The organism is Bradyrhizobium sp. (assembly GCF_004799405.1).
GTDB lineage: Bacteria > Pseudomonadota > Alphaproteobacteria > Rhizobiales > Xanthobacteraceae > Bradyrhizobium.
In genome coordinates this window covers 88,345-108,859 of the sequence record NZ_SSMW01000080.1, presented here as the reverse complement: position 1 = coordinate 108,859, position 20,515 = coordinate 88,345, and the positions used below count along the sequence as shown (strand labels likewise).

The window sequence follows — 20,515 nt, the reverse complement described above, 5'->3', positions numbered from 1 at the left end:
TGTTCTCCCTTAGCCGAACCGGCCGGTGATGTAGTCCTGGGTACGTCGATCGCCCGGCGACGTGAATATCTTGTTGGTGTCGTCGAATTCGATCAGTTCGCCGAGATACATGAACGCGGTCTTGTCCGAAACGCGGGCGGCCTGCTGCATGTTGTGGGTGACGATGGCGATGGTGTAGTCGTCCGCCAGTTCCTGGATCAATTCCTCGATCTTGGCGGTCGAAATCGGATCGAGCGCCGAGCAAGGCTCGTCGAACAGGATCACCTCGGGGCGCACCGCCACGGTGCGGGCAATGCAAAGCCGCTGCTGCTGGCCGCCGGACAGGCTGAGCCCGGAGGCGTTGAGCTTGTCCTTGACCTCGTTCCAGAGCGCCCCGCCGCGCAACGCTCTCTCGACCCGGCCGTCCATCTCGGATTTCGAGATCTTCTCGTAAAGCCGGATGCCGAACGCGATGTTCTCGTAGATCGTCATCGGAAACGGCGTCGGTTTCTGGAACACCATGCCGACCCGCGCGCGCAGCAGATTGAGGTCGAGCTTGGGATCGAGGATGTTGGTGGAATCGAGCATCAGCTGGCCGGTCGCGCGCTGTCCCGGATAGAGGTCGTACATCCGGTTGAAAATCCGCAGCAACGTCGACTTGCCGCAGCCGGACGGCCCGATAAAGGCGGTGACGCGGTTGGCGCCGAGCGTCAGGTTGATGTTCTTCAGCGCATGATGCTCGCCGTAATAGAAGTTCAGGTTGCGCGCGGTAATCTTGGCCGGCGCCTCCGGCAATGTCACCGTGGGAACCGGTCCGGCGGCATGGCTCATCGAAAGTGAAACTTCACTCATTTTGCGGTCCTCTCGGCGCCAAGAATACGCGCGCCAATGTTCAGGGCAAGAACGGTCAGGGTAATGATCAAGGCCCCGCTCCAGGCGAGTTGCTTCCAGTAGGCATAGGGGCTTTGCACGAAGTTGTTGATGGTGACCGGCAGGTTGGCCATCGTCTTGGTGAGGTCGAAGCTGAAGAACTGGTTGCTCAGCGCGGTGAACAACAGCGGCGCGGTTTCGCCGGCGACGCGCGCGGTCGCCAGCAGCACGCCGGTAATGAGGCCGGAGCGCGCGGCGCGGTAGGCGATCCGCTTGATCACCAGCGATCGCGGCAGCCCGAGCGCGGACGCCGCCTCGCGCAACGGATTGGGCACCAGCAGCAGCATGTCCTCGGTGGTGCGCACCACGACCGGAATGACGATGACGGCCAGCGCCAGCGAACCGGCCAGCGCGGAGAAGCCGCCCATCGGCACCACCACCGCGCCGTATACGAACAGGCCGATGATGATCGACGGCGCGCTGAGGAGAATATCGTTGATAAAGCGGATCACCGAGGTGAGGCGGTCATTCCTGCCGTATTCGGCCAGATAAGTGCCGGCGAACATGCCAAGCGGCGCGCCGATACCGACGCCGATCACGGTCATGATGATCGAGCCAACGAGGGCATTGAGCAAGCCGCCCTCGGTCGACCCCGGCGGCGGGGTATTCTGGGTGAACAGTTGCAGGCTGATGCCGGCGAGACCGTTGTAGAACAGCGTGAACAGGATCAGCGCCAGCCAGGTGACGCCGAAGATCGCGGCGCAGAGGCAGAGCAGCCGGATCACGATGTCGTTGCGGCGGCGGCGGCGATAGATCGGGTTCATGATCTTACTTCCCGGCTTTCTTTTCCAGCCGAAGCAGCATCAGCCGCGCCGCCGCCAGCACGAAGAAGGTCAGCACGAACAGCAACAGGCCGAGCAGGATCAGGCCGGACTGATGCAGGCCGTCGCTTTCGGCAAACTCGGATGCGATCGCGGCCGAGATGGTCGTGCCCGGCGAAAATACCGAGCCGTTGATGCGAAAGGCGTTGCCGATGATGAAAGTCACCGCCATGGTTTCGCCGAGCGCGCGGCCCAGCGCCAGCATGATGCCGCCGATGACGCCGACGCGGGTGTAGGGGATCACCACGTTGCGCACCACCTCCCAGGTGGTGCAGCCGACGCCGTACGCGGCCTCTTTCAGAACCGGCGGCACGGTCTTGAACACGTCGACCGAGATCGCGGTGATAAAGGGCAGCACCATGATCGCCAGGATCAGCGCGGCGTTGAACAGGCTGAGATAGGACGGCGGACCGGCGAAGATGGTGCCGAGCACTGGAACATTGGCAAAAGTATCGATCACCAGCGGCTGAAAGTAATTGGCCAGGAAAGGACCCAGCACGAAGAAGCCCCACATGCCGTAGATGATCGAGGGAATGCCGGCGAGCAACTCGATGGCGATGCCGATCGGGCGCCGCAGCCATTGCGGACATAGCTCGGTCAGGAAGATCGCGATGCCGAGACCGACGGGAATGGCGACGATCATCGCGATCACCGCAGTCACCATCGTGCCATAGAGCGGGCCGAGCGCGCCCAGCACCGGCGGATCGGCCGACGGCGCCCAGCGGGCGGTCGTCAGAAACGAAGGCCCGAACGCCACGATGGCGGGCCATGCACCGACGATCAGGGAAATGATGATGCCGCCGAGGATCAGCAGCACCGAAATGGCGCAGACGCGCGTGATCCAATAGAAGCTGACGTCGCCCAGTTTGAAGGCATTGAGCGCGCGGGCGCGATCGTAAGGTCCAGCGGCTTCCATCACGTCGCTCTGAACGGCCATGTCTGCCACGCCAATCCCCTGTTGTTCTAATTCAAAGCGACGAGGAAGTCGCTACGCTTTTGAGCGATACGCACGGACCGCTTAACCCTTGAAGCTTCGGTATCGCCGGCCCGACGCGGAGACCCGGAATCCATACTTCCCATGGCGGTTATGGATTCCGGGCTCGGTCACTCACTCGCACCCACCAACGAAAGGGCGCGAGTGTCTGGCTCAAGATCAGCTCTTGATATCAGCCGACCAGGTCTTCTCGATCGTCTTGACCACCGACTCCGGCATCGGAATGTAGTCGAGGTCTTCAGCCATCTTGTCACCCTTCTCGAAGGCAAACTTGAAGAACTTGATGGCCTCGGCGGAGTTCGCTTTATCGGCAGGCTCCTTGTGCATCAGAACGAAGGTCGACGCTGTGATCGGCCAGGACTTGTCGCCCGGCTGGTCGGTGAGAATCAGATAATAGCCCGGGGCGTGCGCCCAGTCGGCGTTGGCGGCGGCGGCCTTGAAGGCTTCCATGGTTGGCTCAACCGTTTTGCCGCCCTTGTTCACCAGCTTGGTGTAGGTCAGCTTGTTCTGCTTGGCGTAGGCATATTCGACGTAGCCGATCGCGTTCTTGGTCTGACCGATATTGCCGGAAACGCCCTCGTTGCCCTTGGCGCCGACGCCCACCGGCCACTCGACCGTGGTGCCTTCGCCAACCTTGGATTTCCAGTCGGCGCTGACCTTGGAGAGGTAATCGCTGAAGTTGAAGGTGGTGCCCGATCCGTCCGAACGGTGAACGACCGCGATCGCGGCCGAGGGCAGATTGAGTTTCGGATTGAGCTTCTTGATCGCCGGATCATCCCATTTGGTGATGGTACCGAGATAGATCTTGGCGAGCGTATCGCCGTCCAGCACCATGTCGCCGGCGTTGACGCCCTCGATGTTCACGACCGGGACGATCGCCCCCATGATCGTCGGCCATTGCGAGAGGCCGTCCTTCTCGAGCTGAGCGACCGTCAGCGGCATATCGGTGGCGCCGAAGGTCACGGTCTTGGCCTGGATCTGCTTGATGCCCGCGCCGGACCCGATCGACTGGTAGTTCACGCCGCTACCGGATTCCTTCTTGTAGGCATCCGCCCATTTGGACAGGACGGGATAGATAAAGGTTGAGCCCGCGCCGGTAATATCGGCGGCGAACGCCGACGTCGACGCGGCGACCAGGCCGGCGGCGACGATTGCTTTCACGAAATTCATGGGATGTCTCCATCTGTGAGCGAAGCGCCAAACACGCCCGAGTGCGCTCACGCCGCCCGTTTAGGTGCGGTCGATGCTGCTTTTACGAAGCTTTGATGACAGTCGGATGACATAGCCAAGGGGTTGAAATCGCTTGCTTTTAAGTTCCAGACGGCGCCCTGGCCTGGGGAAAACAGGCGGTAAAAGTGGCACCCTTTTTCGGCACGCTTTCGATCAAGAGCCGGCCGCGATGGCGGTTAACGATATGTTTAACCAGCGATAAACCCAAACCGGTACCGCCCTGGGCGCGGCTGTCGCCGACATCCACCCGATAGAACCGCTCGGTGAGCCGCGGCAGGTGCTCGGGCGCGATCCCGGGGCCGAAATCGCGCACCATGACGCGAACTTCCGGACTGCCTTCGCCCGATAACGCCTGACTGAGCGAGACGATCACCTTGCCGCCGGACGCGCCGTATTTCAGCGCGTTCTCGACCAGGTTTTCGAATAGCCGCAGCAGCTCTTCGCGATCGCCCGCGATCAAAACCGGCGGGTCCGGCAGATCGGTATCGATTGCGACCTGGCGTTCGCGCGCCAGCGGCTCCAGCCCATCCACGACCTGGCGGATGATCGGGACGATGTCCACCAACGTATCGGGGCGGACATGGGCGGAGAGTTCGACCCGCGACAGCGACAGCAGATCGTCGATCAGCCGCGCCATCCGCGTCGCCTGGGCGTGCATGATGCCGAGAAAGCGCTCGCGCGCCTTGGCGTCGTCCTTGGCCGGCCCTTGCAGCGTGTCGATGAAGCCCGACAAGGCGGCCAGCGGCGTGCGCAATTCGTGGCTGGCATTGGCGACGAAATCGGCGCGCATTTCCTCGACCCGGCGCAGCGGCGTCTGGTCGTGGAACGTCATCAGCATGCACTTGTCGGTACCGCCGAACAAAGTCGGCACCGGCACCGGCGTGATGATCAATTCCATCCAGCGATCGACCGGCACATGGTCGAGATAGGTGGCGCGCCGGGTTTCGGCGGTGGCGATGGCTTCGCGCAGCGCCGTGATGATTTCGGGCGAACGCAGCGCGAATTGCGCGAGTTCGTTCCTGCGCAGCGCCGGCGCCAGTTGCGCCGCGGCCGCATTCAGGTGAATGACGCGGCCGGCGCGATCGAGCAGCACCGCGGGATCGGGCATGCCCGACACGATGGCGCTGACCGCCGCCGACTCCACCGGGTTGACGCCGCGGATGTCGTCCCGCGACACGATGACGTTGTGCAGTCGCCATGGCACCAGCGCGGCCGCGGCGATGCAGCCAAAGACCGCGGCGGCGCGCAGCAGCCCGAGTTCGCCGAAGACCACCAGCACGGCCAGCGCCAGCCCGGCAGTGAGCAGGATGATGGCCGAATGCCGCAACCGGTCCGGCCACGGCGAAAAGAAGGATTCAGAAGGAGCGTCTATCGCCATTGGGCCCATCTCCTCCCGTTCGGTTGGCGTAGGTCAGGCGCCGGTGTCCCTGCGCTTGCGCGCATAAGCGGCTTCACGCTTCGGCTCAACGTCGTGGGCTGCACTCGCCTGACGCAGTCGTTTCAACCGGGTGCCGAGGATAACTTCCCGAAACGTCAGCAAGATTACAGATATGACGAAAGGCGCAATATAATAGAGGACGCGAAACAGCAACATCCCCGCCAGCAGGTCTTCCCGGTCCATCTGCCACAGCCCGACCAGCATGGCGGCGTCGAACACGCCGAGCCCGCCGGGGGAATGGCTGGCGAAGCCCAGCAGGGTCGCCGACACGAAAATAATCGCGACCACGACAAAGCCGAGATTGGGCTCGTCCGGCACCAGCACATACATCGCCAGCGCGCAAAAGCCGAGATCGACAATTCCGATCACGATCTGCAGCAGCGTCAGCGGACCGCCCGGCAGCATCACGGTCCAGGGGCCGCGGCCAACCCGCCTCGGCTGCATCCAGACCCAGACCACATAGGTCACCAAAGCGAGGATGATGAGGAATGCCGCGAGGCGGTTGAACCAGGGCGGAAGCTGATCGATCGCGCTGGCCGCTTCCGGATGATAGGCGATACCCAGTCCCAGTACCGCGGCATTGCCAAGCCAGAATGTCAGGCCTGCCAGGAAGCAGACCTTGGCGACTTCGATCGCATTGAGCCCCCAGGCGGAATAGATGCGATAGCGCACCGCGCCGCCGGTAAAGACGCTGGCGCCGACATTGTGCCCGATCGAATAACTGGTGAAAGCTGCGAGCGCGTTGACGCGGTAGGGGACATCTTTGCGGCCGATCGCGCGAACGGCGAACAGGTCATAGAATGTCAGCGTGAAATAGCCCGCGGCCACAAACAGCCCGGCGAGCGCGATCGCGCTTGGCTCGGTCTGCTTGATGGCCTCGACGACTTCGTCGACATCGATGCCCCGCAGCATATGATAAAGCACGTAGCATGCGATCCCGATGACGGTGACGCTGACCGCAATACCCAGCTTATGCAGGATTTGATTCTGGCGCAGAAACGAGACCGCCCTGCGTATTGCTTCCAGCATCTAGACCTCGAATTGCGATCCCGCCGCGGTAACTGCCAGGTGAACCTTGCAAGTGAACCTCGCCAGCGCCACGCCTGCTCCCTGACCCCTGTCGTAGCGTGTTTTGAGCCGGAGTGGAATTCGCTTGATGTGAATAAAATAAAACTCCTTCAACATATTAGGAGGTATTGGCGGCGCCGGAATGCTCGGTTTTGCTGCATTCGCTCCGACCGCCCAATCCCCCGGCCGGAACCCTGCGCATGACAGGCGAAGCTTTCATGAATTCAGGCGGCGGATTTTGCCGACAACCGCTGAAAATACAATAAATCGAGTTCCGGCGCTTGGCCGACCAGCCCGGTCAGCATGGCATGGACATGACCGCGATGATGGGTCTGGTGGTTGAACCAGTGCGCCAGCGCCGGGGCCAGTTGCTGCTCGAATTGTTCCGATGACGAGACGCGGCGGTATTTGATCGTTCCGGCGATCCGCGCGTCATCGAGCCGGTCGACATAATCGACGATCCGCCGGTCTTCCGCTTCGCGCGCGGCGCGCAAGGTCTCGAAAGTCTCGAACAGGATCGCATCCAGCCGGTTCGGCGCGTCGCCCTCGCCGGTAAAGCGCTGCATCCAGATCCGATCGGTTACCAGAAGGTGATTGAGGGTGCCGTGGACCGATTTGAAGAAGGCGCCGCGATCGGCGCGATATTGTTCGGGCGTTAGCTGCGCGGCTGCGTCGTAAAGCCGCTTGTTGGCCCACGCATTGTAGTGACCGAACATCCGATAGTGGGCCGTGGGGGTCATGGATGCCTCACCTCGAGTGACAACGAACGGCGGGGGTTCAAGCCAGCGGCGCGCTGCGCGAAACCACCCGGTCGCGCAGCCACGATCCGACCGCGCAGCCCGCCAGATAGAACACGAACAGGATGAGGCCGAGATCCAGCCAGTAACCGGGACGGCCCGGGATCACGCGCGCGAGCGCCACCGCGACCAGTGCCGCCGCCAGTCCCGCGAGCCAGCGCGATGTCGGCTTCGAGACGCCCGGGCCGCGGTGAACCACCGCGATCCAGCCCATCGCCAGACCCAGCAACAGCGATGCCAGCAGCCAGCCCCAATGAAATGTCGCCAGATATGCCATCGCCGTTACCTCACCACGAAATCGATGCGGCGGTTCTGCGCTTTGCCTTCGTCGGTATCGTTTGATGCCACCGGCTGGGTGCTGCCATAGCCTATCGGCGTGAAGCGATTGGCGGGTAGTCCGGCCTTGACCAGATAGTCCGTTACCGCCTGGGCGCGCTTTTCGGACAACGTCTGGTTGAAACTAGCCTCGCCATCGGCGTCGGTGTGTCCCGCGATCTCGATGTTGGCGGTCGGACAGCGCATCGCCGTTTCGATCAGGCGGTCGAGCAGCCCGGCCGAATCCGGATCGATGGTGGCGCGTCCGGATTCGAACTGGATTTTTCCCCTGGCGAGCAAATCCGAAAACAACTGCTGACACACGGTGGCATCCACCGGCGCCGCCGCGGGCTTCACCGATACGTCGGCCTTGAATTGCCAGTCTTTCGGGAAATCCTTGCCGAGGCCGCTGCGGATCTGAACCGCCGCCGAGTCGTAGAAGGCGTCGCCCGAAAGCTTCACCTCACGGTCGGACACCACCAGCGTACCGGTCGATAACCGCGACAGCGCACCCAGTGCCGGCGCCACGGCGTTGGCGAAACCGGACGGCGCGCCGACGCTGGCCTTGAGATTGTCGACTACCTTCTCGCCGAAGAACTTGCGTCCCGCCGCCGCTGTAGCGGCATGGACGCTGTTGTCCGGCACATAGCCGGTCAGCGTCAGCGTCACGGCGACCGGATCCTTGTAGGCCTGGAAGATGTAGGGCGGCGCCTTGATGTCGTTGGCGGCGACCGAAAACCCCTCCGGCAGATTCTTCAGCGCGGCGGCGATCGCTTCCCGGCCGCCCAGATCGCGCGCCATGCCGGAAAGGCTGACATTGGTGTCCGAAATCACGATCTTGCCGTCTTTCAATTTTCCGATCTGATCGATCAGCAGCAACGCGGCATTGTCGAACCGCGGCGGCGCGCCCCGCGACAGATTCATCTGATCGGCCACCTCGACGCCGCCGAGACTCGCATGGGCGGCCTCAACCAGCTTGCCTTTGGTTGCCGGCAGCGGCGAACTGCCGCCCAGCGTAACCCGGACGACGTCGCGCTCGGCCGACCAGACGAACGGCTTGGCTTCCGGGACAAGGCGGGTTTCGTCGTTGACCAGCCGCACCCCTGGAACAGCTTTCACCGCGGCCACCGCACTGCGGCGGCCGTCTTCCGAGAAAGCATCCGCCGCAAACGTGACATCGCGGCCGGCAGCCGCGATTCTACTTTTGTCGAGCACGGTATCCTTCAACGCGGCGGTGCTTCGCGCCGCCAGATCGGCTTCAACAGGCGCCGTATTGGTCCAGGCCGCGACAATCCAAAGAACGACCAGCGGAACAACACCCGGCCACCATTTGCTGCTCCAACTGAAAAGTCCGTGCATTCGACGTCCTGCGGGGTCCGGGAACGAGAGAAAACAAACCCTTGCGAGGCTGTCAAACTGGAAATAACAGGGGTGGTCCGTCGAGCGGACAGCCCTCGGACTAACCGTTTCTTCAGCGGTTCCCCGCTAGTTTCAGAATCGCATCCCAACCGGCCTGCCCTCTCGATGAAGCAATTCCGCAACAACGTCATCCGCGCCGGACTGGGAGCGCTTTACTTTACCGGCGCGCATTATCTGCTGCGGCCGATCTTTGCCGGTGTCGGCGCCATTTTCATGCTGCACCACGTTCGCCCGGCCCGTGATGCCGAGTTCCAGCCCAATCACCACCTTGAAGTCACGCCCGAATTCCTGCGCGCGATGCTGGCGCACCTTCGGGCCCAGGATATCGACATCGTCAGCATGGACGAGGTGCATCAGCGGCTGCTCGAGCGTAACTTTTCGCGGCGTTTTGCCTGTTTCACGCTCGACGACGGTTATCGCGACAACCGCGATTTCGCGCTACCCATCATGCGGGAGTTCAAGGCGCCCTTTACCGTGTATGTGGCGAGCGATTTCGCGGAGGGCACCGGCCGGCTGTGGTGGATCGCGCTGGAGATGGCGATCGCCGGGACCTCCTCGATCGAAACCGGGATCGGCGGCGCGGCGGTCCGCCTCGATACTTCCACCCCGGCGGCCAAGCAGGCCGCGTTCGATCGTCTGCACGACTGGCTGCGCCGATTGCCGGGCGACCATAATATGCAGCGCGAAATCGCCGCCCTGTGCGCGCGTTACGGCGTCGACGAAACCGCGATCTGCCGCGAGCTCTGCATGTCCTGGGACGAGTTGAAGTCGTTCGCCAACGATCCCCTGATCAGTTTCGGCGCGCATTCCATCACCCACCGCAATCTCGCCCAGCAGACCGAGGAGATTGCGTCCCGGGAGATGGTCGTCAGCCGCGAGCGCATCGAAGGCGCGCTGCAGCGCCCCGCGATCCATCTCGCTTATCCCTATGGCGACAGGATCGCCGCCGGCGCCCGCGAATTCGCGCTGGCCAATACCGCCGGATTCAAGACCGCGGTAACGACGCGGCCGGGCATGATCTTTGCCGAAAGCGCCGGACATTTGACCGCGCTGCCGCGGGTCTCGCTCAACGGCAACTATCAGGACACCCGCATCCTGCCGGTCCTGACCTCCGGCGCCGCCACCGCGATGTGGAACGGTTTCCGCCGGATCGATGCGGCGTGATCATCTGACGCCCCCTTGAGCGAGAAGGGAAGTACCGCTTTCCTTGACTCGCTCGCTGCCCGCGCTCAAAACCGCTGACAAAATCAACGGAGGGCACGCATGTTCAAGGATCTTTTTTCGCTCAAGGGCCGCGTCGCACTGGTGACCGGAGGATCGCGCGGAATAGGCAAGATGATCGCAAGCGGATTTCTCGCCCAAGGCGCGGCGAAGGTCTATATCACCGCGCGCAAGGCGGGACCGTGCGAGGCGACCGCCAAGGAGCTTACGGCTGAATATGGCGGTGAGTGCATCGCGCTGCCGATCGATATCTCCACCATGGCCGGCATCGAGATGCTGGCGGCAGAAATCAAGAAGCGCGAGCCGAAGCTCGATATTCTCGTCAACAATGCCGGCGCCGCATGGGGTGCCGAGTTCGACGAATTTCCCGAGAGCGGCTGGGACAAGGTGATGAACCTCAATCTCAAGACGCCGTTCTTTCTGACCAAGGCGCTGGCGGCGCCGCTTCGTGCCTCCGCGACCGCCGAGAAACCCGCCAAGGTCATCAACATTGCGTCGGTGGATGGTATCTTCGTCAATCCGGGAGAGACCTATTCTTACGCCGCCAGTAAAGCGGGGCTGATTCACCTGACTCGGCGGATGGCAACCAAATTGATCAAGGAGCGTATCAACGTCACGGCGATCGCACCCGGCGCGTTCAGATCCGACATGAATCGCGCCGCCCGCGATCACGCCGACGAAGTGGCGCAGCGGGTGCCTTCCCGGCGCGTCGGCACCGATGAAGACATGGCCGGCGTCGCGATCTATCTGGCGTCGCGGGCCGGCGACTATGTGGTCGGCGCCACCATCGCCGTCGATGGCGGCGTGGTCTACGCCAATGCCGGATTGGAGATCGCGGGGTAGCGGCGCCCGTGAAAGAAGGCTCCCTCGCCCCGCTCTTGCGGGGAGAGGGTGGGGAGAGGGGCTGTCTCAACAGGTGGACTCGCGGAGGGTCCCCCTCACCCGCAATTCGCTACGCGAATTTCGACCTCTCCCCGCAGGCGGGGCGAGGTAAGCAGATCACGTCTCGATCTTCACATACTCGAAATCGCCCGGCTTGTTGTCGATGCCGACCTTGGGCGGCGAAATCCATGACGCGAATTTTCCGGTCTCGGTCACCGGAACCATCAGCGACGCGATGAAGTCGCCGTCGTCGGACGAGGGCAGCCAGTCGCTCTTGCGCTTGTTCCAGGTCGCATCGTCGATCAGCACGCCGTCCGGGGTGGCGTGAATGTCCTTGAACTCGCCGATCTGGCGATGGAATGCGACGTTGGGCAGCGTCAGTTTGAAGTTGTATCCGGCAAGCGCGATGATCTTGTTCCAGCGCAACAGGCCCTTGGCGCAGTCCTGGGTGTAGTCGTCGCGCAGCCGCATGTTGAGCGCGGTCAGCGCCGGTTCGTCGACGCGCTTGATCTTGCCATCCACCAGCTTGAGCACCGGATAGGTCTGGTTTTGTAGGCGATGATCGTCGTCGATCTGGGTCTCGCGGTAGCGGCCCTTGATGCCGGCGTTGTAGGCGTTGGCCGCGTTGGTGGAGACCTCCGAGCCGAACAAATCGAGCGACAGCGTGTAATGCAGGTTCAGCTTCTTCTGGATGGTCGGAAGATCGATCACCCCGAGCGCGCGCACTTTCGCAATATCGTTGGGATCGGCGATGCCGGCGGCCTTCATGGCCTCGCAGGTGCGCTGCACCACGCGGCTGATGCCGGTCTCGCCGACGAACATGTGATGCGCTTCCTCGGTCAGCATGAAGCGGCAGGTGCGCGACAGGGGATCGAAGCCGGATTGCGCCAGCGAGTGCAACTGCATCTTGCCGTCGCGGTCGGTGAAATAGGTGAACATGAAGAACGACAGCCAGTCCGGCGTCGCCTCGTTGAAGGCGCCCAGCATGCGCGGCGAATCGGCGTCGCCGGAACGGCGACGCAGCAGTTCATCCGCCTCCTCGCGTCCGTCACGCCCGAAGTATTTCTGCAGCAGGTAGACCATCGCCCAGAGATGGCGGCCTTCCTCGACATTGACCTGGAACAGATTGCGCAGGTCGTAGAGCGAGGGCGCGGTCTTGCCGAGATGGCGCTGCTGTTCGACCGACGCCGGTTCGGTGTCGCCCTGGATCACGATCAGGCGGCGCAGCATGGCCCGATGCTCGCCCGGGACTTCCTGCCAGGCCGGCTCGCCATAATGCTGGCCGAACGGGATGACGCGGTTTTCTTCCTGCGGCGCAAGCAGGATGCCCCAGCGATAATCGGGCATCTTGACGTAGTCGAACTTGGCCCAGCCGCGCGGATCGACCGAATAGGCGGTGCGCAGGTAAACCAGCGATTGCTGGAAACCTTCCGGCCCCATGTCGCCCCACCAGTCCATGTAACCGGGATGCCAGCCTTCCAGTGCCTTGAGCACCTGCCGATCCTCGCTGAGATTCACGTTGTTGGGAATCTTGGTGGAGTAGTCGACGTTCATGATGTTCATGGCGTGCTCCTTGGACACATTTCCCGTCATGCCCGGGACAAGCCCGGCCATGACGCAGCAAACCTACTAAACCCGCGTCATATCGAACTCTGGCTTCTGTCCGCTGCCGTAGCGGCGCAACGCACCGTGTTCGCCGACCGCGTTGGGGCGCTGGAAGATCCAGTTCTGCCACGCCGTCAGCCGCGAGAAGATTTTCGATTCCATGGTTTCGGGCCCGACAAAGCGCAGGTTGGCTTCCATGCCGGTGAGGCTGTCGGGCGAGAACGAGGTGCGTTCCTCGACAAACACCCTGACCTCGTCATCCCAGTCGATGTCGTCGAGCGCAAAGGTGACGAGGCCGAGCCGCTCGGCCTGCTCCCCATCCAGCGCCTCGCCGATTTTCGATTGTGCCGCCTCGACGTCGGACGGGTCGGCCTGGAAACGCGATTGCAGCCGCGTCAGGCCGTGGCTCATCGGATAGGGGCCGAAATTCATGGCACTCAGCGCAATCGCCGGCGGTGCGCGATTGTCGCCCTGCCGCGAGCCGATCAGCATGTAGGAGCGGTCGGCCGCGAACACCAGTTCGGCCAGGGTGCCGACAAAGCACGAGCCGGGCTCGACCAGCGTCACCAGGGTGCGCGAGGTGACGTCGATGCGCTTGAGCACCCGCTTCCAGTACTGCCTGATTTCATTGACCAGCCAGTTCGCCTTGTGGGCTTCCAGAAATGCGTCGTGAGCCAGGACATTGGCGCTCTCGCCATGCGACTTGAACACCAGCATCGCGGTCTCGAGCTCGTTGATGCGCAAATGCAGGATGGCGTCGTCGAGTTCGCGTGCGACCTGCAGCGGCCAGAACGATGCGCCCTGCGCCACCATGCCGTCGGTGTCGGCAGGCGGGCCGGAGTCGGGCGCCGCGATCGAAATGGTGGCGATGCGCTCGGCGCGATTGATATCGACGCTGACCAGGCCGTAGCGGATGCCATTGTCGTCAATGCTGCGCGTCAGCGGCTTGAGCTCGATGCCCTTCCCGGCGCCGTTGCGCTTCGAGGCGGCGGCGAATTCGCGCGTGCGCTCGGCGACCCTGGCTTCCAGCTTGCTGTTCGGCACGATCTCGTCGACAAGCCGCCACTGCACCGCGCGCTTGCCCTTGATGCCTTCCTCGATGGTGCAGAAATAATCGGCGTGATCGCGCCGCACCTTGCGCTTGTCGACGACGCGCGTCAGCCCGCCAGTGCCCGGCAGCACCGCGAGCAGCGGCACTTCCGGCAGCGCCACCGCCGCCGCGCCATCATCGGCAAGGATGATGTGATCGGTCGCCAGCGCCAGTTCATAGCCGCCACCGGCCGCGGTGCCGTTGATCACCGTGACGAAGCGCTGGCCGGAATTTTCACTGGAGTCTTCGAGACCGTTGCGGGTCTCGTTGGTGAACTTGCAGAAGTTCACTTTATGCGCGTGGGTCGCCCCCGCCAGCATCCGGATATTGGCGCCGGCGCAGAACACCCGGTTCTTGGCCGAGCGCAGCAGCACCACCTTCACCCCGGGATGCTCGAAGCGCAGCCGCTGCACCGCGTCGGCCAGTTCAATGTCGACGCCGAGATCGTAGGAATTCAGCTTGAGCTGATAGCCTTCGAACAGCCCGCCATTCTCGTCGACATCCATGGTGAGCGTCGCCACCTCGCCTGCGACATCAAGCTTCCAGTGCTTGTAGCGCGACGGTTCGGTCTGAAAGTCGATATGCTTGGCGCCGCTGGCGAGGACGCGATCTTCACCGGCCATGATCTTCACCAGACATGCGCCACCCTTGCGCGGTTTCCTGCGGTTTTTGGGACTTTGCGACTTTGGGTCTTGGCTACCTCAAGTCGCTATGCACAATAATGCATGTTTTCGGCCACGTCCAGACCACAGACAGCGAAATCTGCATTTTGCTTCACATCCGGCCGATGACCGCGATATCGATCCAGTCCGCTTCGGACAATGCAGGCTGCGCCAGTTTGGCCCGAAGCAGCGCCGCCAGCGCACCCATCGTTGCGCCATCGGCAAATCCGTCGCCTGCCGGCGTCGCCTTGCGCGTGCCGAGTTCATCGAGCCCGGCCAGGGCTTCGCGGAAAAAACGCGCCGCGGCGTGCGACTTCGCCATGCGCAGCCGGAGATTGGCGTTGGCGATCTGAATGCAGGCCCGCAGCAGGATCCGTTCGCGTCCACCTTGGGGCGCGGCGGCCCACACCGCTTCCAGGATCTCCTGCGATTCCCAGAAATATCCGGCGGTGTTCAGCGCCAGCGCATAACGCAAGGCCGGGTGACGCGCCGGCACGTGGCCGCGAAACCGCGACGGCACCAGTTTCCTCGCAACTGCCAGCGTATCGTGATCGGCCTCGGCCTCGGCGGTTTCGCCGGGAACATAGGCCCATCGCGGCAACGCAAGATCCGGGGGTGGGGGCGGGGTGCTCATGCGCACATCGTCGCGACAAACGGGTTACGCGGCGCGTCCCCGCGCGCCTTCATGCCCATCCAAAATGCGTCCAGCAAATTCCGCAATGGTCTCAAGCGTCGCCCCCGGCGCCTCCCGATGCGGCGAATGTCCCGCCCCGGGAATGATCGTCACATCGACCGGACAGTAGCACTCCTCCCGGGCAACCTCGACCTGACGGATCGTCCCATATTGATCTTCCGCTCCCTGCAGAATTGCAATGGGAACGCGGATGTAGGCGAGATATTCCGAGATATCCCAGTCGCGGAACCTGGCGTCGAGCCACGCACCGTTCCAGCCGTAGAAGGCGTTGTCGACGTCCCGGTGCCAGCGCGCCAGTTTCGACCTGAGATCCGTGGCTTCATAGGCCCGCTTGATCCCGGCGATCGAGGTCACCGAAATATCCTCCACCACAAAATGCGGTGCAATCAGCGCCAGCCCGCGAACACGATGATCCGCGACGCCCCCGGCATAGATCGCCGCGATCGACGCGCCGTCGGAATGGCCGACCAGCAGCCCGCGGCGAAAACCGATCGCATCGAGCAGCTTCGGCAACACCTGCAGCCCCTCGATATGCATGTAGTCGAGCGGACGCGGTAATGTCACCGGCGTCGAAGCGCCATAGCCTGCGCGCGAATACGCAAACACGCCGCAGCCGGTGGCGGCCTGCAGCTTGTCGGGAAAATCGCCCCAGAGCCCGGTCGAGCCGAGCCCTTCGTGCAGCATGACGATGGTCGGCGCGGCGTCCGGCGCAGGGCCGATCAAGCGGTATTCGAGGCGGGAGGCGCCGATGGAGAGGAAGCCGGTAGCTGCGAGCGCGGTCATGATGGCCGCACTGCTCGCAACAGTTCAGGTACGTTCCCTCCCCCCTTGTGGGGGAGGGTTAGGGAGAGGGGTAAGCCGCAAACACCGAACCCGCGGCCACCCCCCTCTCCGGCTCTCCCCCAGCGCACGTCGGGCCTGCCCGATTTGCGCGAAATTGAAATGCGAAACGGGGGTAAACCCCGGTTGCGTGGGGGAGAGAGCAGAGTCGAGTTCGCCGCGACCGTTCGAGTTTCAATCAAGCCGCGCATCATGGCTTCGCCGCGTCGCCATCCCGCAGCTTGAAGCGCTGGATCTTGCCATTCGCGGTCATCGGCAATGAATCCACCACTTCTATCCAGCGTGGATATTTCCACGGACCGATCTTCTGCTTGACGTGCTCCTTCAACGATTCATACAGACCATCGGTGTTGCCATCCTTGCGCAGCACCACGAAGGCTTTCGGTTTCAACAGACCTTCCGGATCGGCTTCGGGCACCACGGCCGCCTCGAGCACCGAAGGGTGGGTGATCAGCGCGCTCTCGACCTCGAACGGCGATACCCAGATGCCGGACACCTTGAACATGTCGTCGCTGCGGCCGCAGAATGTATAGCGACCCTCGGCATCGCGAATGTATCTGTCGCCGGTGCGGGTCCAGCGGCCCTCGAAGGTCCGCAGGCTCTTGCTGCGCTGGTTCCAGTAGCTCTCGCCGGAGGAGGGCGCATCGACCAGGAGTTCGCCGATCTCGCCATCGGCCACGTCACCACCGGCCTCATCGACCAGCCGCATCTTGTAGCCCGGCACCGGACGCCCCGCAGTGCCGTATTTGATATCGCCGGGCGCGTTGGAGAGAAAAATATGCAACAGCTCGGTGGTGCCGACGCCGTCGATAATGTCGATACCGAAGCGCGACTTCCAGCTATGGCCGACCGATTCCGGCAACGGTTCGCCTGCGGAGGAGCAGAGGCGCAGCCGCTTGCCGGCACGCACGTTCTTCGCCGTTGCGTCATTTAACATGGCGGCGAACAGCGTCGGCGCGCCAAAGAAGAGGGTCGGGTTGTACCCGTTCAAGAGGTCGTACATCCGGGCCGGCGTCGGCCGGTCTGCATTCAGCACGGAGCTAGCACCGACCGCCATCGGGAAGGTCAAGGCGTTGCCGAGCCCGTAAGCGAAATACAGTTTTGCCGCAGAGAGGCAAAGGTCGTCCTCCTGGATGCCAAGCACTTGCGTGCCAAACGTATCGGCGGTCGCCTGCGGACTGGAATGCAGATGCCGCACGCCCTTGGGCATGCCGGTCGAGCCCGAGGAGTAGAGCCAGAATGCCGGCTCGTCGGGATGGGTCGCCGCCGTCGTGAATGAATCGCTTTCGCGGGCGAGTTCGTCGGACAGTTTCTTGTGGCCATGGGCATCGCCGCCAGCGACGACGACGTGTTCGAGATCCGGCAACCGGCCGACGATGTCCTTGATCACCGGCAGCAGCGCTTCGGAAATGAACAGCACCTTGGCGCGGCAGTCCGCCAGCACATAGGCGTATTGATCGGCGGTCAGCAGCGTGTTGAGCGGCACCGGCACCACGCCGGCGCGGATGGCGCCGAGAAACACGATCGGAAAATCGACCGTATCGAGCATGATCATCGCCACGCGTTCCTCGCGGCGGACACCGAGGCGGCGCAGCAGATTGGCGAGGCGGCGGCTTTGCTTCTGCAAATCGCCATAGGTCAGCTCACGCACCGTATCAGTGAAGGCGAGCTTGTCTCCGCGCCCTTCATCGACATTGCGATCGAGCAGCCAGGTCGCCGCGTTATAGGAACCGGACGCGTCGCTCATTTCGCGCCCTCAAAGCTCAAGCGTGTCACGACGCCTTCTCCCCCGGTTTTAAGAATTATAGTTCATAGAAAGGCATCACACGCGCTTGCTGTCAATCCTTGGCGGCATTATGATTCCGAGCCATGCATCCTTACAATCGCAAATTAATGTCCCCTGCTGTGGTCGATCAAACCATCTTGCGCTGCTGCAAACCGCGATTTCACAAGGTTGCACGTGTCATCACTGACGTCGCCGAGGTGCTTAAGGCGCCGTTTGCTTGGGAGCGCCTGGCCTACGACGTTCCGATAACGTTCAAACCGCCGCCGGGATTGCCGGTGAACATCATCGCCGGCCGGATCAAAGCGCTCGTCAGAGCCAACAGGCTGCAAGCGGCAGGAAATCTCGATCGCTGGCGATACAGCGAAATCCGCTTGACCGGGAAGCAAACGAAAAAGCGGCGATGACCGACAATCCCGATCCCGAAACCGGCTTTCTCGAACAGCTCGGCCAGCGCGTCCGCACCATGCGCGCGCTGCGCGGGATGTCACGCAAGGTGCTGGCGAAGGTATCGGGCATTTCGGAACGCTACATCGCGCAGCTCGAAAGCGGCAAGGGCAATGTCTCGATCGTGCTGCTGCGCCGGGTCTCGAACGCGATGGGGGCGCATCTCGAGGACATCATTCCCGCAACCGATCCGGCGCCGGACTGGCCGGTGATCCGCGACCTCCTGCGCAGGGCGACGCCGCGCCAGATCGCGCAAGCCAAGGACGTTCTCTCCGGCAACGGCGCATCGTCGCAGCGGCGGATGTCTTCCGGCATCGCTTTGATCGGCCTGCGCGGCGCCGGCAAATCCACTCTGGGAAAAATGCTGGCGAAGAAAATCGGCTGGAAGTTTGTCGAACTCAACAAGGAGATCGAGGCGCAGAACGGATTGTCGGTCGCCGAGATCATCGCGCTGTACGGCCAGGAAGGCTTTCACCGCATGGAGCAGGCCGCACTGGCGCAACTGCTGACGCGCCGGGAATTGATGGTGTTGGCGACCGGCGGCGGCATCGTCTCCGAGCCCGTCACCTTCGACCTGATTTTATCTTCGTTCTACACCGTGTGGCTGAAGGCCGAGCCGGAAGAACACATGGCGCGGGTGCGCCGCCAGGGCGATCTGCGCCCGATGGCGGACGATCGCTCGGCGATGACGGAGCTGCGCACCATCCTGAAGAGCCGCGAACCGCTGTATGCACGGGCTTCGGCGGTGGTCGATACCGCCGGGCTTTCCGTGGACGCTGCGGCGGCAAGATTGATCGAGGCGGTGGCGCCGGTGTTGCAGGGCGATGCGCGGATGTTTGCGCGGGGTTGATCTGGCCGAGGTCACGGGCTTTGGATAGAATGGCCGAAAAGGACACGCCGTCATGATGAGCCAGGAACAGAACGACCTGATGACCCGCACCGGGCCCAAGGCGCCTTGCGGGAAACTGATGCGGATGTACTGGCAGCCGGCGGCGCTGGTCGATGAACTGACCGGACCGCGCCCGGTCAAGCCGGTCAAATTGCTCGGCGAGGACCTGGTGCTGTTTCGCGACGAGCAGGGACGTTACGGCCTGATCGAACGGCATTGCGCGCATCGCGGGGCCGATCTGGCGTTCGGCCGTCTCGAGCATGGCGGCCTGCGCTGCGCGTTCCATGGCTGGCTGTTCGACGTCTCGGGCCAATGCCTGCAAACACCCGCCGAGCCGAAGGATTCGACGCTGTGCAAAGGCATCGTGCAGCGCGCGTATCCCGTGGTCGAGAAAGGCGGAATCCTCTGGGCTTATCTCGGCGAAGGCGAGCCGCCGGCGTTTCCCGAGATCGACTGCTTCGTGGCGCCCGATAGCCACACCTTTGCCTTCAAGGGCCACATCAACTGCAACTGGCTGCAGGCGCTCGAGGTCGGCATCGATCCGGCGCATGCCTCGTTCCTGCATCGCTTCTTCGAGGACGAGGATCCCGCCGCCTCCTACGGCAAGCAGTTTCGCGGCGCGTCGGCCGGCAGCGACATGCCGATGACCAAAATCCTGCGCGAACACCACGATCCCATCATCAATGTCGAGCATACCGAATACGGACTGCGGCTGATCGCGCTGCGCGAGATCGACGACGAGCGAACCCACGTCCGCGTCACCAACCAGTTGTTCCCGCACGGCTTCGTCATCCCGATGAGCACCGAGATGACGATTTCGCAATGGCATGTGCCGGTCGACGACGAGAATTGCTACTGGTATGCGATCTTCACCAGCTATTCGACGCCGGTCGACAAGCAGAAGATGCGCGACCAGCGCCTCGAACTCTATGAATTGCCGGATTACCGCTCGCGCAAGAACAAATCGAACGATTACGGTTTCGATCCGCACGAGCAGGCGACCGCGACCTACACCGGCATGGGCACCGACATCAACGTGCACGACCAGTGGGCGGTGGAATCGATGGGACCGGTCCAGGATCGCACCAAAGAGCATCTCGGCCAGTCCGACAAGGCGATCGTGCAATACCGCCGCCTGCTGCGCCAGGAGATCGAGACGGTCGCCGGCGGCGGCAAGCCCTTCATGTTCCTCGACGCCGCGCATGAGCGGAGCATCCAGGGTCCCGCCACCATGGACGGGATCGGGCCGACCCGCGGCTGGGAAACCTTCTGGATGGAGGTCGACGTGAAGCGGCGGCGCAGCGCGCCGTGGGCCGCGCCGGTCCCGGCCGAGATTTCCGAAAAGATTCGCCATCTCCGGGCGGTTTGATGATGGCGCTTCTGGAGCAGGATCACCTCGCCCCGCTTGCGG

19 protein-coding genes are annotated in these 20,515 nt (G+C 63.0%); 5 read left to right on the top strand and 14 right to left on the bottom strand.

Features of this window, described 5'->3' with window-relative positions; all coding sequences use genetic code 11:
* Positions 1–9 precede the first annotated feature (9 nt).
* The 9 genes from pstB to E7813_RS12690 form a co-directional block, all read right to left on the bottom strand.
* A complete protein-coding gene (pstB, locus tag E7813_RS12730; protein ID WP_291574379.1) occupies positions 10–831 on the bottom strand; it encodes a phosphate ABC transporter ATP-binding protein PstB in 822 nt (273 codons plus the stop codon).
* Positions 828–1,673, bottom strand: a complete 846-nt coding sequence (gene pstA, locus E7813_RS12725) for a phosphate ABC transporter permease PstA (RefSeq protein WP_291574378.1) — start codon at positions 1,671–1,673, stop codon at positions 828–830. The genes pstB and pstA overlap by 4 nt, the downstream gene beginning before the upstream one ends.
* A 4-nt stretch (positions 1,674–1,677) precedes the next feature.
* A complete protein-coding gene (pstC, locus tag E7813_RS12720) occupies positions 1,678–2,676 on the bottom strand; it encodes a phosphate ABC transporter permease subunit PstC (RefSeq protein ID WP_291574377.1) in 999 nt (332 codons plus the stop codon).
* 207 nt (positions 2,677–2,883) lie between these two features.
* A complete protein-coding gene (pstS, locus tag E7813_RS12715; protein ID WP_291574376.1) occupies positions 2,884–3,894 on the bottom strand; it encodes a phosphate ABC transporter substrate-binding protein PstS in 1,011 nt (336 codons plus the stop codon).
* 139 nt (positions 3,895–4,033) lie between these two features.
* A complete protein-coding gene (locus E7813_RS12710; protein WP_291574375.1) occupies positions 4,034–5,332 on the bottom strand; it encodes an ATP-binding protein in 1,299 nt (432 codons plus the stop codon).
* A gap of 33 nt (positions 5,333–5,365) precedes the next feature.
* Entirely contained in the window at positions 5,366–6,421 is a 1,056-nt protein-coding gene (locus E7813_RS12705) for a lysylphosphatidylglycerol synthase domain-containing protein (RefSeq protein ID WP_291574374.1), read from the bottom strand.
* Positions 6,422–6,684: 263 nt separating this feature from the next.
* Positions 6,685–7,200 carry a DinB family protein gene (locus tag E7813_RS12700; protein WP_291574373.1) on the bottom strand — a complete coding sequence of 172 codons (516 nt, stop codon included), beginning with the start codon at positions 7,198–7,200 and terminating at the stop codon, positions 6,685–6,687.
* A gap of 37 nt (positions 7,201–7,237) precedes the next feature.
* On the bottom strand, positions 7,238–7,534 hold the full coding sequence (locus E7813_RS12695; protein ID WP_291574372.1) for a hypothetical protein: 297 nt from the start codon (positions 7,532–7,534) through the stop codon (positions 7,238–7,240).
* Positions 7,535–7,539: 5 nt separating this feature from the next.
* Positions 7,540–8,931, bottom strand: a complete 1,392-nt coding sequence (locus E7813_RS12690) for an OmpA family protein (protein ID WP_291574371.1) — start codon at positions 8,929–8,931, stop codon at positions 7,540–7,542.
* A gap of 165 nt (positions 8,932–9,096) precedes the next feature.
* Here E7813_RS12690 and E7813_RS12685 point away from each other — a divergent pair, with 165 nt between their 5' ends.
* Both E7813_RS12685 and E7813_RS12680 read left to right on the top strand, forming a co-directional pair.
* Positions 9,097–10,155, top strand: coding sequence for a polysaccharide deacetylase family protein (locus E7813_RS12685; RefSeq protein ID WP_291574370.1), 1,059 nt, complete (start codon positions 9,097–9,099; stop codon positions 10,153–10,155).
* 99 nt (positions 10,156–10,254) lie between these two features.
* Positions 10,255–11,055 (top strand): SDR family oxidoreductase, encoded by an 801-nt coding sequence (locus tag E7813_RS12680; RefSeq protein WP_291574369.1) that lies wholly within the window; start codon positions 10,255–10,257, stop codon positions 11,053–11,055.
* A 156-nt stretch (positions 11,056–11,211) separates the two neighbouring features.
* Here E7813_RS12680 and boxB read toward each other — a convergent pair whose 3' ends face one another.
* The 5 genes from boxB to E7813_RS12655 form a co-directional block, all read right to left on the bottom strand.
* Positions 11,212–12,648, bottom strand: coding sequence for a benzoyl-CoA 2,3-epoxidase subunit BoxB (boxB, locus tag E7813_RS12675; RefSeq protein ID WP_291574527.1), 1,437 nt, complete (start codon positions 12,646–12,648; stop codon positions 11,212–11,214).
* Positions 12,649–12,723: 75 nt separating this feature from the next.
* Entirely contained in the window at positions 12,724–14,412 is a 1,689-nt protein-coding gene (boxC, locus tag E7813_RS12670; protein WP_291574368.1) for a 2,3-epoxybenzoyl-CoA dihydrolase, read from the bottom strand.
* A 151-nt stretch (positions 14,413–14,563) separates the two neighbouring features.
* Positions 14,564–15,085, bottom strand: a complete 522-nt coding sequence (locus E7813_RS12665; RefSeq protein WP_291574367.1) for a DUF309 domain-containing protein — start codon at positions 15,083–15,085, stop codon at positions 14,564–14,566.
* Positions 15,086–15,109: 24 nt separating this feature from the next.
* The gene (locus E7813_RS12660) at positions 15,110–15,928 is read right to left on the bottom strand and encodes an alpha/beta hydrolase (protein WP_291574366.1); all 819 of its coding nucleotides are present in this window, start codon (positions 15,926–15,928) and stop codon (positions 15,110–15,112) included.
* 247 nt (positions 15,929–16,175) lie between these two features.
* Positions 16,176–17,732, bottom strand: coding sequence for a benzoate-CoA ligase family protein (locus tag E7813_RS12655; protein ID WP_291574364.1), 1,557 nt, complete (start codon positions 17,730–17,732; stop codon positions 16,176–16,178).
* A 122-nt stretch (positions 17,733–17,854) separates the two neighbouring features.
* On the opposite strand from E7813_RS12655, the gene E7813_RS12650 reads away from it, so the two are divergent.
* The 3 genes from E7813_RS12650 to E7813_RS12640 are packed head-to-tail and all read left to right on the top strand — an operon-like array spanning position 17,855 to position 20,473.
* A complete protein-coding gene (locus E7813_RS12650; RefSeq protein WP_291574362.1) occupies positions 17,855–18,175 on the top strand; it encodes a DUF3658 domain-containing protein in 321 nt (106 codons plus the stop codon).
* On the top strand, positions 18,172–19,065 hold the full coding sequence (locus E7813_RS12645) for a helix-turn-helix transcriptional regulator (RefSeq protein ID WP_291574360.1): 894 nt from the start codon (positions 18,172–18,174) through the stop codon (positions 19,063–19,065). Before E7813_RS12650 ends, E7813_RS12645 begins: the two co-directional genes overlap by 4 nt.
* Before the next feature lie 52 nt (positions 19,066–19,117).
* Positions 19,118–20,473, top strand: a complete 1,356-nt coding sequence (locus E7813_RS12640; RefSeq protein WP_291574358.1) for an aromatic ring-hydroxylating dioxygenase subunit alpha — start codon at positions 19,118–19,120, stop codon at positions 20,471–20,473.
* The last annotated feature ends 42 nt before the right edge of the window (positions 20,474–20,515 follow it).